At 49.6% G+C, this 13873-nt stretch carries 11 protein-coding genes and 5 tRNA genes; 7 read left to right on the top strand and 9 right to left on the bottom strand.

Features of this window, described 5'->3' with window-relative positions; all coding sequences use genetic code 11:
* The first annotated feature begins 3 nt into the window (after nt 1–3).
* From K4H25_RS05355 to K4H25_RS05345, 4 genes are all read left to right on the top strand, one after another.
* Nucleotides 4–792 (top strand): heme ABC transporter ATP-binding protein, encoded by a 789-nt coding sequence (locus K4H25_RS05355; RefSeq protein ID WP_221022337.1) that lies wholly within the window; start codon nt 4–6, stop codon nt 790–792.
* Nucleotides 793–938: 146 nt separating this feature from the next.
* Nucleotides 939–2207: a heme anaerobic degradation radical SAM methyltransferase ChuW/HutW gene (hutW, locus tag K4H25_RS05350; RefSeq protein ID WP_308443242.1), complete on the top strand. Its 1269-nt coding sequence runs from the start codon at nt 939–941 to the stop codon at nt 2205–2207.
* A gap of 17 nt (nt 2208–2224) precedes the next feature.
* Nucleotides 2225–2749 (top strand): heme utilization cystosolic carrier protein HutX, encoded by a 525-nt coding sequence (gene hutX, locus K4H25_RS17060; RefSeq protein ID WP_308443241.1) that lies wholly within the window; start codon nt 2225–2227, stop codon nt 2747–2749.
* The gene (locus K4H25_RS05345) at nt 2746–3390 is read left to right on the top strand and encodes an NAD(P)H-binding protein (protein ID WP_221022336.1); all 645 of its coding nucleotides are present in this window, start codon (nt 2746–2748) and stop codon (nt 3388–3390) included. Before hutX ends, K4H25_RS05345 begins: the two co-directional genes overlap by 4 nt.
* A 123-nt stretch (nt 3391–3513) precedes the next feature.
* On the opposite strand, the gene K4H25_RS05340 is transcribed toward K4H25_RS05345, so the two are convergent.
* From K4H25_RS05340 to K4H25_RS05300, 9 genes are all read right to left on the bottom strand, one after another.
* The gene (locus K4H25_RS05340) at nt 3514–3837 is read right to left on the bottom strand and encodes a hypothetical protein (protein WP_221022335.1); all 324 of its coding nucleotides are present in this window, start codon (nt 3835–3837) and stop codon (nt 3514–3516) included.
* Between the two features lie 286 nt (nt 3838–4123).
* Nucleotides 4124–4198, bottom strand: a tRNA-Glu gene (locus K4H25_RS05335).
* A 67-nt stretch (nt 4199–4265) separates the two neighbouring features.
* A tRNA-Arg gene (locus tag K4H25_RS05330) sits at nt 4266–4342 on the bottom strand.
* 38 nt (nt 4343–4380) lie between these two features.
* Nucleotides 4381–4456: transfer RNA gene (locus tag K4H25_RS05325), tRNA-Glu, on the bottom strand.
* Between the two features lie 21 nt (nt 4457–4477).
* A tRNA-Arg gene (locus K4H25_RS05320) sits at nt 4478–4554 on the bottom strand.
* Nucleotides 4555–4574: 20 nt separating this feature from the next.
* Nucleotides 4575–4666: transfer RNA gene (locus K4H25_RS05315), tRNA-Ser, on the bottom strand.
* 179 nt (nt 4667–4845) lie between these two features.
* Nucleotides 4846–6072 carry an aspartate kinase gene (locus tag K4H25_RS05310; protein WP_173533392.1) on the bottom strand — a complete coding sequence of 409 codons (1227 nt, stop codon included), beginning with the start codon at nt 6070–6072 and terminating at the stop codon, nt 4846–4848.
* A gap of 332 nt (nt 6073–6404) precedes the next feature.
* A complete protein-coding gene (alr, locus tag K4H25_RS05305; protein WP_221022334.1) occupies nt 6405–7478 on the bottom strand; it encodes an alanine racemase in 1074 nt (357 codons plus the stop codon).
* Nucleotides 7479–7573: 95 nt separating this feature from the next.
* Nucleotides 7574–8182 (bottom strand): DedA family protein, encoded by a 609-nt coding sequence (locus K4H25_RS05300; RefSeq protein WP_221022333.1) that lies wholly within the window; start codon nt 8180–8182, stop codon nt 7574–7576.
* A 145-nt stretch (nt 8183–8327) separates the two neighbouring features.
* On the opposite strand from K4H25_RS05300, the gene lplT reads away from it, so the two are divergent.
* The 3 genes from lplT to K4H25_RS05285 are packed head-to-tail and all read left to right on the top strand — an operon-like array spanning nt 8328 to nt 13863.
* On the top strand, nt 8328–9632 hold the full coding sequence (gene lplT / locus K4H25_RS05295) for a lysophospholipid transporter LplT (RefSeq protein ID WP_255588068.1): 1305 nt from the start codon (nt 8328–8330) through the stop codon (nt 9630–9632).
* 23 nt (nt 9633–9655) lie between these two features.
* Complete coding sequence (locus K4H25_RS05290; protein WP_221022332.1) at nt 9656–10789, top strand: efflux RND transporter periplasmic adaptor subunit; 1134 nt, start codon at nt 9656–9658, stop codon at nt 10787–10789.
* Nucleotides 10789–13863 (top strand): efflux RND transporter permease subunit, encoded by a 3075-nt coding sequence (locus K4H25_RS05285; protein ID WP_221022331.1) that lies wholly within the window; start codon nt 10789–10791, stop codon nt 13861–13863. Before K4H25_RS05290 ends, K4H25_RS05285 begins: the two co-directional genes overlap by 1 nt.
* The last annotated feature ends 10 nt before the right edge of the window (nt 13864–13873 follow it).

Below are 13873 nucleotides of genomic sequence, written 5' to 3'. Positions count from 1 at the left end.
TTTATGTTAACTCTCGATCAAGTCTCTTTTTCGCGCTGCCATCGGCCGATTTTAAATCAAGTGTCACTGGCGATTCCTGCTGGAGAATTTACCGCCATTCTGGGGGCCAATGGCGCAGGTAAATCCACGCTATTGTCTTTACTCGCTGGCGAGCTAACGCCCCAGCATGGCCATGTGCGCTGGGCTGGGCAAGATTTGCGTGAATTAGCCAATTCGCAATTGGCGCGCGTTCGCGCCGTGTTGCCGCAAAATCCCGGGCTAGGGTTTAATTTATCGGTCGATGAAGTGATTGCTATGGGTGCGTATCCATTTGCCGAATTGTCGCCCTCGGCCGTTGCCGAGGTGATTCAGGCGGCGCAGCAATGGGCCGATGTTAGCCACCTCACAGGGCGGCGCTACCCGACTTTATCGGGCGGCGAGCAGCAGCGCGTGCAATTTGCCCGCGTTTTAGTACAAGCCTTGGCAGCGCAACAAGCAGGGGAATATCGCTGTGTGTTGCTAGATGAACCCACGTCGAGTTTGGATCCGCTGCATCAACATGGCTTATTGGCTGCGGCGCAAGAACTGGCGCAAGAAGCCGGTATTGCGGTGGTTGCTGTCTTGCATGATGTAAATTTGGCTGCGCGCTATTGCAGCCGTATTGCCATGCTCGCCAAGGGCAGCATTATCGCCAGCGGTATACCCAGCGATGTTTTAACTCCGGATCATTTACAGCAAACGTATCAACTGGCCGCCACCGTGATTGCCCATCCACAAGATCAACGTCGACCATTGGTATTGTTTGACTGCTAATCAAAACAGCAGCAGTACCCACCGACCCCAGTTACACAGCAACCCAGAGCAATTGAGCCAACTTGATGCGCTTTGAATTGATTTACATCAGAAATTTTAACGCAATTCAAATGATAATGAATATCATTAATATTTAGAAAATAACCATGACTCTCGCCCTACACCACCCAAACGACGTACTCCCCGATGCATTTAAAGAGCGCAAAGCACTGATGCCGATGTGGGGTGCTAATCCGATTGCCAGCGAGCAATGGCAGCAAATGCAAGCCACGCTGACACAAGCGACTATTCGCGACGGCGCTTTGGCTTATTTTCATATTCCGTTTTGTGCCAATCACTGCGTTTTTTGCGGTTTTTATCGCAATGCATGGCAAGAAAAACACGGCGCACCCTATGTCGATCGACTCATTGCCGAGCTCGCCCAAGACGCCAGCAGCCGTCCTGCTGGCGGCAGTATTCAAGCTGTGTATTTTGGCGGTGGCACGCCAACGGCATTGGCTGCGACTGATTTAGCCCGCCTATTGGCTGCTGCTCGGCAGTATTTACCGCTAACTGACGATTGCGAAATCACCATTGAAGGGCGAATTTCGCATTTTGACCGCGATAAAGTCAACGCTTGCCTCGCGGCAGGTGCCAATCGGATTTCAATTGGCGTGCAAAGTTTTGATAGCCAACTGCGCCGCCGCCTAGGCCGCCATCATAGCGGTGACGCCGCTGCTGATTATTTGCGTGCTTTATGCCAAGACTGCGATGCCGTCATCGTGGCCGATTTAATGCTCGGCCTACCCGGGCAAGACGATGAAAAATGGGCACACGATCTGGATGTGGCTTTGTCGTTAGGGCTATCAGGGCTAGATATTTATGCGTTTAACGCTTTTCCTTCTTTGCCAATCAATCGAATGATAGAAAAAGGCGCGCTCAAACCCTTGCCTGATTTGGCGACACAAGCGCGTCAATACGCCTACGCCGTGCATAAAATGCAGGCCGCCGGTTGGGTACAAGTGAGTAATAGTCATTTTGCCAATCCGCAAAAAAACGAGCGCAATCGCTATAACAGCGCGATTAAAACCGGCCACGATTGCCTCGCCTTTGGTTCAGGCGCGGGCGGCTGCCACTCTGGCTTGAGCTATCAAGTACAGGGCGAATTAGCGGCTTATTTAGCCAGCACCAATAAGCCCTTGAGCTATATCGCCAGCGTGAGCGATAAAAAGCGTCTTTTTGGCCAAATTCAGGGTGAACTTGATCGTGGCAGCTTGTCACTCGAACGACTCGCCGCCTACCCCGCTGCGCTGGAAAAAATCAATGAGTGGCAAGCCACAGGTTTACTGAGCATCGATGGTCAACACGCGGCACTGAGCATTGCTGGCCGATTCTGGTCACCCACCCTCACCCGCGAACTTGCTGTATTACTTTAATGCTGTCTGGAGCCACCATGAACCCCACTTTAACTGCCGAACAAATTACCGCCCTACAAAGCCGCCTAGCCAAAAATCCAGGCGTAGTGCTCGAGCAATTGGCAACGAGCTTAGATTGCCCATTACAAACCGTGATCGAATGCCTACCCAACACCCTGTGGCAAAAAATCGCTGGCAGCCAGTTTGTCCCGCTTTTAGACCTGATGCATGCTTGGCAAAGCAGCGTTACGGTGATTAGCAATAGCAATGACGCCATTTTAGAATTTACCGGCCCCCTGCCCTACGGTGAAGTCAGCCACGGTTTTTACAATTGGCAAGGCAGTACCGGTCTACACGGCCATTTGCGCTTTAGCCAATGCAGTGCCATTTATTGGATTGAGCGCCCGTTTATGAATAAGCCAACGGCTTGCTTGATTTTTTGCAATTTAAGGGGTGATCCGATGTTTAAAATCTTTGTTGGCCGCGATGAAGCAGGCGAGTTGCGCCAAGATCAACTCGATGCATTACGCCAATTTGCCGCGCAGCAGAGCGAGGCACAATGACGCAACACGATTTATTGATTTTTGGCGGCGCAGCCAATACCGGCTTGCATTTAGTGCACCACGCCCGCAGTCAAGGATTGCGCGTCGCGTGCATGGTACGAGCGGGTCGCGATACCTCGGCACTGACGGCTGCCGGCGTGACCATTTTGCAAGGCGATGCGTTTAATGTGAACGATTGCCAAAACGCCATTGCAGCGGCCGCCGCGCCCCTGTTAATCAGCCTACTTGGCGGCAAAAACGCCGAAGGTCGCCGAGTGGACGACATTGGCAATATCAATGCCATTGATGCCGCTCAGCAAGTCAGTCATCCATGTCGGTTTGTTTTGCTTACGTCTTTGGGCTGCGATGAACAATGGTCTCGTTTATCGCCAGCAGCGCACGCGGCATTAGGCCAAGCGCTGCAAGCAAAAACCCGCGCCGAACAACATTTACGTCACACTCAGTTAGATTGGCTGATTGTTCGCCCAGGCGGGCTCACACATCAAGCGGCCACAGGCCAGTATGTGATTGAGGACGACACCACAGCAGCGCAAGACAGTTGCGATTATTTACCCCGCGCCGATGCCGCGCAGGCCTTGCTAGCGCTGGCTTTATGCTCAGATAACAGCCGAAAAACAATTACCGTTTTAGGCAAAAAATAAACCATCTAACGGATGGCAGATAACAGTAGATTAAGCTCGCAGCTTTGATCTTAGGAATTAAAAAAGGGTGCAGTTCATCAAGAACTGCACCCTTTTTTTCGAGAACTACTGCAGGCACTAAACTTACTGCGCTCGCGTGCTGTATTGATAACGATCATGCACCAAGGGCTCATTCAAATGCGTATCAGTGAGCATAATGCCTTGCTTAGCGGCTCTGGCTTTCACATCGTTGCGACAGGTCTCATCGGTCGGCACTGAAGCGGCATAGAGCACTTTGCCACATTCACCGAGCACCGCGCTAAATTGCGCTGGATCGATGTTTAATAATGGATTTTGATATTTTGGATCAACCGAATTGGCGTCAACTTGCGTCGCAGCAGGCTGATCACCACAAGCGATCAAACCCAAACACAGCAAACTCGCTAGCACTAGATTATTCTTTTTCACTGTCTCATCCTTATTCTTGATTTAATCTCGCGTAATGTACCTGATTTAAACCCAGCTGACAGCGTAGCTAGATTGAATTAGCACGTAGCGTCGCAAAAAATCATCAAATTGTAAGATAGGCTTTGCGAGTACACGGTTTGAGTTGATTGGATCGTATTGATTTGATAGGCAAGGCAGGCAAAAGACATCGATTAACGATGTCTGACAGCAAAATCCTCGCGTGGCCAAAGTGACAGGCAATAAAAAACGACTTAGCTCGCGCTTAAGTCGTTATTCATTCGAATTTTGGCGTCCCCACGGGGAATCGAACCCCGGCCGCCGCCGTGAAAGGGCAGTGTTCTAACCGCTAAACTATAGGGACTGTGTTGCAATTTAAGTTCAATTTAAAAAATTTGATCAAAAATGCATTTAATGCAATAGTAAGAAATTGGTGCGCCCGGAGCGATTCGAACGCCCGACCCTCTGGTTCGTAGCCAGATACTCTATCCAACTGAGCTACGGGCGCACTGTATTTCAAACTTTAAAACTCACCAACTCGACAGTTGGCGTCTCCACGGGGATTCGAACCCCGGTCGCCGCCGTGAAAGGGCAGTGTCCTAGGCCTCTAGACGATGGAGACTCGGTAAAACGCTTTAAGTGTTGGTGCGCCCGGAGCGATTCGAACGCCCGACCCTCTGGTTCGTAGCCAGATACTCTATCCAACTGAGCTACGGGCGCACTGTACAACTTAAAGATCCTGGCGGAGACGGAGGGATTCGAACCCTCGATACAGGTTACCCCGTATGTCGCCTTAGCAGGGCGGTGATTTCAGCCACTCATCCACATCTCCGTTCAGGGAGACCGAATAATATACACACTATCGGCCTCCGTCAACACTTCTAATTGAAAATTTCTGATGAAATGTCGATTAACTACGTAAGCTACTGATTTTACAACAAGTGTATTTTTTAGCCTGAAACGACATTTTTAAATGGCGCAGCGCAAAGCAACACTTTATCAGCGCTTAAATTACACCGTACGGTCTAAACCAAACGCTTTATGCAATACACGAACGGCCAATTCCAAGTATTTCTCGTCTAAAACGACAGAAATTTTGATTTCAGACGTCGAAATCATTTGAATATTGATGCCTTCTTCAGCCAAGGTGCGGAACATGGTTGATGCAACACCAACGTGTGAGCGCATTCCCACGCCAACGATAGACACTTTACAGATTTTGTCGTCGCCCGATACCGATTTACCACCGATATGGCTTTGCACGCCTTCCAGAACCTTAATCGTACGCGCTAGCTCACCTTTAGGAACAGTAAACGAGAAATCCGTTGTGCCGTCTTGACCGACATTTTGGATAATCATGTCGACATCAATATTGGCATCGGCCACTGGGCCCAAGATTTGGTAAGCGATACCGGGCTTATCAGGAACACCAATAACGTTGACACGGGCTTCGTCACGATTAAAGGCGATGCCGGAGATGACTGGTTTTTCCACGGTAGAGTCTTCCTCGAAGGTAATCAGCGTGCCCTCACCTTCTTCTTGGAAGGAAGACAACACGCGCAATTTCACATTATATTTACCAGCAAATTCAACAGAGCGAATTTGCAATACTTTTGAACCTAAGCTGGCCATTTCCAGCATTTCTTCAAAAGTAATCGTTGTTAGCTTTTTGGCTTCTGGCACCACGCGTGGGTCGGTGGTGTAAACCCCATCCACGTCAGTATAGATTTGGCACTCATCAGCTTTTAATGCTGCCGCTAAAGCCACACCGGTGGTGTCTGAACCGCCACGACCCAAAGTCGTGATATTGCCGTCAGGATCAACACCTTGAAAGCCTGCAACCACAACCACTTTACCGGCGCTTAAATCAGCACGCATATTGGCATCATCAATATGCTGAATACGTGCTTTGGTATGCGCGCTATCGGTCAAGATTTTCACTTGGGCGCCAGTATATGAAATCGCATCGATGCCGATGTCTTTCAAAGCCATGACCAACAAGCCAATTGTAACCTGCTCACCGGTCGAGACGATAACATCGAGCTCGCGTGGATCAGGATTGACTTGCATTTCTTTAGCGAGGCCAATCAAACGATTGGTTTCACCAGACATAGCTGACAGCACGACAACAATATCGTGTCCTTGTGCTTTATGTTTGGCGACGCGGCGAGCCACATTTTTAATTCGGTCGGTCGTACCCACCGATGTGCCACCGTATTTCTGGACGATCAATGCCATGATTCAACCTGCAGGGCGGGATTAAAAGAAACAGACTAATTGTAAAGGAAGCCCCCCTGCTTGGGGAGTGGCAATTGAATTGATTTATGAAGAATTTATTTAAATCGAGAAACTACGACAGAAATAAAATAATTTAATAGCTATAATTACAACACTCGCCAAAAATAGAATGCAAAAACATTAAATTCGCGGTAATAGCATATTGGCTTTATAACTTTTTGGAATGAGTTAATACTTTTGAACACAAAACGATAAGCACTCTGTTTTTTCATGCCGATTTATTGCATATCGCAATTCAAAAAACATTTTTTAGCCGTAAAGCCATACGTCATTCAGCGCTGTGTATACACCGGCACCCGCGCAGTAATCGCGCACATTAATTCATAACTTAATGTACCCGCAGCGCTCGCGACCTCATCAATCGGCAAATGCGCTCCCCACAACTCAACGGGGCTACCCACATCGAGCTCGGGCCATGGTGTTAAATCAATACACAGCATATCCATAGAAACGCGTCCGAGTAGACGCGTTTTTTGCCCAGCAACCCATACTGGCGTCCCCGTCGGCGCATGCCGTGGGTAACCATCGGCATAACCGCAGGCCACAATACCGATTTTCATTGGCGCAGGGGCAATAAAACTCGCCCCATAACCCACCGATTCGCCTTCAGCCACTATTTGCGTGCCAATCACTTCCGAGCACAGCGACATCACCGTTTGTAAACCTAAGCTCGCCGCTGTTTGATCACTAAACGGCGATGAACCATACAGAGCCAGACCAGGCCGCACCCACGTGCCATGCGTTTGCGGGTAAGCAAATATCGCCGCCGAATTAGCCGACGATGTCGGCAATGCCAACGATTGTGTTGCGGCAATAAATCGTTGCCATTGGCGATCAATCCCTTTACTTGGCTCATCAGCACACGCAAAGTGCGTCATCACCGTCACGCTGGCGACATTGGGGCAGCGCGCCAAGCGTTCAGCCCAAGCTGGCGCCGATTCGGCAGCAAATCCCAAACGATTCATGCCGGTATTGAGCTTAAGAAAAACCGCAATCGGCCGCGCTAATTGGGCCTGCTCTAACCATTCAATATGCAAAGGCAAATGCAATGCAATGGCTAAATCAAATTCGGCACATGCCGTTAATTCAGCCGCACTAAACACCCCTTCTAACAGCAAAATAGGTTGCTCTACGCCAATGCGTCGCAAATCCATCGCGGCATTGATTTCTAAAATCGCAAAACCGTCGGCATCGGGTAATGCCTCGACCACTCGCTGCACGCCATGCCCGTAGGCATTGGCCTTAATCACCGCAAAAACGCGCGCAGTCGGCGCGCTTTGCTGAATTATTTGATAATTGTGCGCTAAGGCGAGTGAATTAAAGCGAGCTTGGATCGGGCGCGACATATTGGCTTCAAGATTAGAAATTCAGAAATAAGTACTCGTACAAAAGTTTGATGACAAGACAAGGCGGCAAAAAGCTTTTGTTGAACGACTTCGAATTACTTAGGTTTACGACAATGGCGGAAATACCACACAGCAACAATCACCGCAATAATTGCCACAAAAACCATAATCGCCGATTGGCCTCGACCGAGCCATTTAATTAACCATTCATGATTGGACGCACCGTAATACCCCAAGTACACCCAGATCGGTACGCTAATTAAGGCGGCAAAACCATCCAGTAGTAAAAAGCGGAAATAAGAAACACGCCCCGACATCCCCGCAGTGAGATAAATCGGCGTACGTAATCCCGGTAAAAAGCGGGCAACAAACAACACGCGATTGCCATAACGTTCAAATTTATCTTGTACCGCAGCATATCGCTCGGGGGTCATCATGCGCGCAAAATAGCGGTGTTGTAATAAGCGCGCGCCAAAATGACGGCCCGCTAAAAACATACAACTATCACCGATCAATACGCCCAGCATACCCACGGCAAACATCGTGTGCACATTCGCATAACCCAACCCAGAAATCACGCCGCCGGCGACCAAAGACACGTCTTCTGGAATTGGTACGCCAAAACCACAGATTAATAACACTGTAAATACAGCGAGATAGCCGTAATCGGTAAATATCGTAACTAAAAACTGCAGAATATCCATTGCAGCGCCCAAGCTTTTAAATTGTGACGCCTGCGATCATACCACGCAAAACAGCGGACTTTAATCTTACACCGCAGTCAGAGGCGGTAGTTTTGTCATATTTGGCTGATATAAATTCACAATCTCAGCACGGTGCAAGGCGCAAATGATGCAAAGCGGATTTTATAAAATATTGGCAGCACAGTTTTTCTCGGCTTTAGCCGATAACGCGCTGTTTTTTGCCGCCTTGGCCTTACTCAAATCCCAACACGCACCCGAGTGGCATTTATCAATGTTGCTGTGGGGTTTTACGGTTTCTTATGTACTGATTGCGCCTTATGCCGGCGCACTGGCCGACGCCAGACCCAAGAATCAAGTGATGATGCTTTGCAATGGCATCAAACTACTCGGCTGCATACTTATGGGCTTGGGTGCCTCGCCTTTATTGGCCTATGCCTTGGTCGGCTTGGGCGCTGCGGCCTACTCGCCCGCCAAATACGGCTTAATCACTGAGAGCTTAGCGCCAAAGCAGCTGGTTGCCGCCAATGGCTGGCTCGAAAGTTCAACCGTCTTTGCGATTATCTTAGGCACCCTTATTGGTGGGTATTTATCTGGATCAAATATTAACCAATGGTTGTCAGGCAATACCCTTGGTCAATATTTGAACAACAGCCAGTTTACAATTGTCATCATCGGCGGCTTATATAGTATTGCCGCGCTGATTAATGCGACCATTGCCCGCCCAAATATCGCCCTCAAACCACTCCACCTCAGCCCACGGCATCAAATCGCAGAATTTTACGATTGCCTCAAACGACTATGGCGTGATCCGCAAGGCCAAGTTTCGCTAGCCATCACCACTTTATTTTGGGGCGCAGGCGCCACGATGCGCTTGGTGGTTCTGAACTGGGCACTGCTGTGGTTAGGGATCGATTTAGAGTCTGCCACCCATTTAATTGCCATTGTTGCCGTGGGTATTGCCATCGGCGCCTTATTAGCTGGAAGATTCGTGTCATTACCCCATGCTTTTCGCGTTATGCCTGCAGGCCTTTTGATGGGGGCTTTACTTATTTGCATGTTGTGGGTCAACCAAATTGCCCTTGCCGCGTTATTGATGCTGCTGATTGGCATTTTATCGGGATTTTTTGTCGTGCCGTTAAATGCAGTTTTGCAACATCGTGGCCAACTACTGATGGGGGCTGGGCATTCCATTGCGGTACAAAACTTCAATGAAAATCTGGGTATCTTAATCATGGTTGGCTTGCACGCTTTAATGATTAAATACCTCAGCTTGCCACTTGCTCCTAACAGTAGCGCGCTACTGCAAGTACAATACGCCACGCATGGCGTGCCACCGATGCAAATGATACTGATCAGTTTTGGTCTCATGGTCATGCTGGCCATGGCCACGATTATGCTGCATCACCATCGGCAAACATTGATCCATCGTCGTTCACCAACGGCGCTTTAAACTAATTGAATTGAGCGAGTTAAATGAATAGATTCAACCTCGCAGCATTGAGTTGCTGTTGTTTATTAGCATTGAGTGCTTGCGAGAAAGCGCCAGAGAATAAAAATGGCGCAAAACGCCCAGTGAATATTATTAGTACGCAAGTCAAACACGGCGCGCTGCCGCATCTGATTAGCGCCATTGGCCATGCCGAAGCGGTACAAACCGTTGAAGTACGCCCGCAAGTGAATGCACAAATTGCGAAAATTCATTTTAAAGAAGGCGATATTGTCAAAGCCGGTCAATTGCTATTTACGCTCGATTCGCGCAGCGTACAAAGTCAAATAGGCCGCAGCAAAGCCCTCACCGAAAAAAGCAAAGCCGAGTTTGCCGAGGCCGAACGCAATTTAAAACGTAGCGAAGAGCTCGCCCAAGCTGGATTTTTATCACCATCGGCAGTCGACACCGCGCGCGCAAAAATGGGTAGTTTGCAAGCCCAAGTGGCTGCAGCCCAAGCCGACGAGCGCGCCAACGCCGTGGATCTGTCTTACACCCAAATTCATGCGCCAATTACTGGCCGAACTGGCGCCATCGCCTTAAAACAAGGTAGCTTAGCGCAATCAAATGCCGCGCAAGCCTTGGTGACGATTTCGCAAACTGACCCGATTCAAATCAGCTTTAATATTAATCAAAGCGATTTACCCGCCCTACTTGCCGCGCAAAGCCAAGGCAAAGTCCCAGTACAAACACAGCTACCGAACGGCCAAACTCGCCTTGGCGAATTGGTGTTTCTCGACAATACCGTCGACAAAGCCAGTGGCACGCTATTGGCCAAAGCACAATTTGCTAACGCTGATTTGCAATTGTGGCCAGGGCTGAGCAGCAGTGTGACCATCGAATTGCCCGAGCAAAAAGGTTTAATTGTGCCGATTCAAGCGATTCAAACCGGTCCTGAACAGCGCTTTGTGTATGTAATCGACCAAAATAAACAAGCACAAGTCAAACCGATTCAAGTCATCCGCAGTGTTGGCAATCAAGCGCTCATTGAAGGAGTCGCCGCCGAAACCAAAATCATTAAAGAAGGCGGCCAAAATGTGCGCCCTGGCGCTCAAGTGATTGAAGCGAGTCGTCCGCCCTTGGCTGCCAGCAGCGCCTCTTCAGTGCAAGGGTCAAAATAATGAGTCACGGAATTTCTTGGTGGGCGATCCATCGCCCAGTGGCTACGCTGTTGCTGTGGATTGCCGTGATGGTCGCCGGCACGATTGCTTGGTTTCATTTACCCATTGCCGCACTGCCGACTTACGATACGCCTACGATTAGCGTGTCAGCCAGCTTAACAGGCGCTTCGCCCGAAACCATGGCCAATGCAGTGGCTACGCCGCTAGAAAAGCAATTTTCAACCATTCCGGGCTTGGCGATGATGACATCGACCAGCAAGCTGGGCAGCACCAATATTACCTTGGAATTTGCCCCTTCTCGGGACATTGAATCAGCGGCGGTCGACGTACAAGCCGCGCTGTATCGCGCCAATCGCAGCTTGCCTAGCGATATGAAAAGCCCGCCGAGCTATCGCAAAGTCAATCCATCGGACGCACCGATTTTGATGCTGAGTATTAATTCGCCATCACTATCGCTAGCACAATTAAATGATTATTCAGACAACCTGATTGGTCCGGCTTTATCCACCATTGATGGCGTGGCGCAAGTGACCATTTATGGGCAAAAACGCTTTGCGGTACGCGTGGCGGTTGATCCTGATTTATTGGCTGCGCGTGATTTATCTTTGCCTGAATTAGCCAGCGCGCTTAAAACAGCCAATGCCAACTCACCGGTCGGTCAGCTCGAAGGCGAGCGCCAAACCTTAATGCTGGAAGCCAATGCGCAGCTCAAAAATGCCGCCGAATTTAGCCGCCTCGTTGTCGCCACTAAAAATGGCCTACCAATTCGACTCTCTGATGTAGCGACCGTAGAAGACAGCGTTGAAAACATCAAATCAGGTAGCTGGATTGATGGTCAGCGCTCGATTATTCTGGCTATTTTACGCCAGCCTGGTGCCAATACCGTCGCCACCGTGGATGCCATTAACGCCATGTTGCCGCGACTCACGTCGCAAATGCCCGCCTCAGTCGAAGTTAAAAAGCTCAATGATCGCTCAACCTCGATTCGTGAGTCGATTCATGACGTGAGTTTGACCTTGCTACTCACCATGGGCTTGGTGGTGTTGTCGGTGCTGCTATTTTTACGCCGCGCTGCCGCCACGTTAATTCCATCGGTATCGCTCCCGATCTCAATGCTGGCAACGTTTGCATTGATGTACTGGCTGGGGTATAGCCTAGATAATATTTCATTAATGGGCCTGACTGTAGCGCTGGGCTTAGTGGTTGACGACGCGATTGTGGTGCTCGAAAACATCGTCCGACATATTGAAGAAGGCATGGCACCACTTGAGGCGGCCATCACCGGCGCAGGAGAAGTTGGCTTTACCGTGGTCTCGATTTCGATTTCGCTGATTGCGGTGTTTATTCCAATCTTTTTTATGCCCGGCACCATCGGCTTGTTATTTCATGAATTTGCCGTCGTCGTGTCGTTAGCGGTGTTGGTTTCAATGGCCGTATCGCTCACTTTAATTCCACTGTTTGCTGCGCGCTTTTTAACAGCACACGAAGAAGAAAAAGTCGAGCCAGCGTGGAGCCGCTATTTTGAAGCGGCATTTAATCGCTTACTCGCGGCATATCAACGCAGTTTAGCTGTCGCTTTGCGCCATCAACGCTGGATGCTGCTACTGACCTTTGCCACTTTTGCCGCCACCGCCGCGCTGTATATCCAAGCGCCAAAAGGATTTTTCCCGCAAGAAGATATCGGGCAAGTGCAAGCGAGCATGGATGCGTCGCCAGATATTAGTTATCCAGCGCTGTTAGCTTTACAGCAAAAAGCCGCACAAGCTTTACTCGATAATCCCAATGTCGCCACCGTCGCCTCAAGCCTTGGTAGCAGCGGCAGTGGTGGGCGTTTCTTTATCACGCTCAAGCCACGTCAAGAACGACAAAACATGGTTAAAACGCTGGATAGCTTACGCAAATCAACAGGTAAAATTGCGGGTATTAGTATGTTTTATCGCCCGACCCAAAACTTGCAAATTGGTGGGCGTAGCGGCAAAAGTAGTTACCAATACACTTTGCAAGCCGTGAGCTCTGATCAGCTGGAATCGTGGGCCGATCAGCTTAAAAACACGCTGGCCGCCAACCCGACGTTTCGCGATGTGACCTCTGACTCGGAGCAAAAAACGCTGCAAGCCAAAATCAATATCAATCGTGATCGCGCCAGCGAATTAGGCATTGATATGCAAAGCTTGCGCGATACCTTGTATGGCGCATATGGCGAGCGCGAAGTGGCGACGATTTATGCGCCGCAAGACAGCTATTCGGTGCTGATGCAACTGAAAGACAGCGCACGCCAAGATGAAAACGCACTTAATTTACTTAAAGTGCGCAGCAAGTCGGGCGCTTTAGTGCCATTAAGCAGCTTTGCTACCATCGAAAGAACGGCGGTAACAACGGCCATCAATCACCAAGGCCAGCTGCCGGCGATTACGATTTCATTTAACTTAGCCGAAGGCGCGTCGCTCTCAGACGCTGCACGCGAAATTAAAGCCAGCGAAAGCCAAATCGGCCTACCGAGCGCTATTTTTGGGGCATTTGCTGGCGATGCCGCGCTGTATCAACAAACGCAATCGAGCCAGCTGTGGCTGATTTTGATCGCCGTTGCCGTCATTTATGTGGTGCTGGGGGTGTTATACGAAAGCTGGATTCATCCGCTCACCATTTTGGCGGGGATTCCATCGGCGGCCATTGGCGCGCTACTCGCGCTGCAAATCACCGGGCTAGAGCTTACTTTTATTGCGATGATTGGGATTTTACTATTGGTCGGGATTGTCAAAAAGAACGCCATTATGATGATCGACTTTGCGCTTGAAGCGCAACGCAAAAACGCCCTACGCCCGATTGATGCCATTACTGAGGCCAGCGCCAAACGCTTTCGGCCGATTATGATGACCACGCTTGCAGCGCTGATGGGGGCACTACCCCTTGCACTTGGCTTAGGTGCTGGCGCTGAACTACGTCAACCACTCGGAGTGAGTATTGTCGGTGGACTGATTTTCTCGCAACTCATCACGCTCTACATCACGCCAGTTTTATATCTCACCTTGGAAAAACTGGAGAAACCAAGAGGTATATTGCTAGAGAACAAATAAAACATGGCAT

The sequence above is a fragment of the Deefgea piscis genome (assembly GCF_019665785.1).
Lineage (GTDB): Bacteria > Pseudomonadota > Gammaproteobacteria > Burkholderiales > Chitinibacteraceae > Deefgea.
The sequence above is the reverse complement of the archived record's forward strand: the minus strand, read 5'-3'. Positions and strand labels throughout refer to the sequence as shown.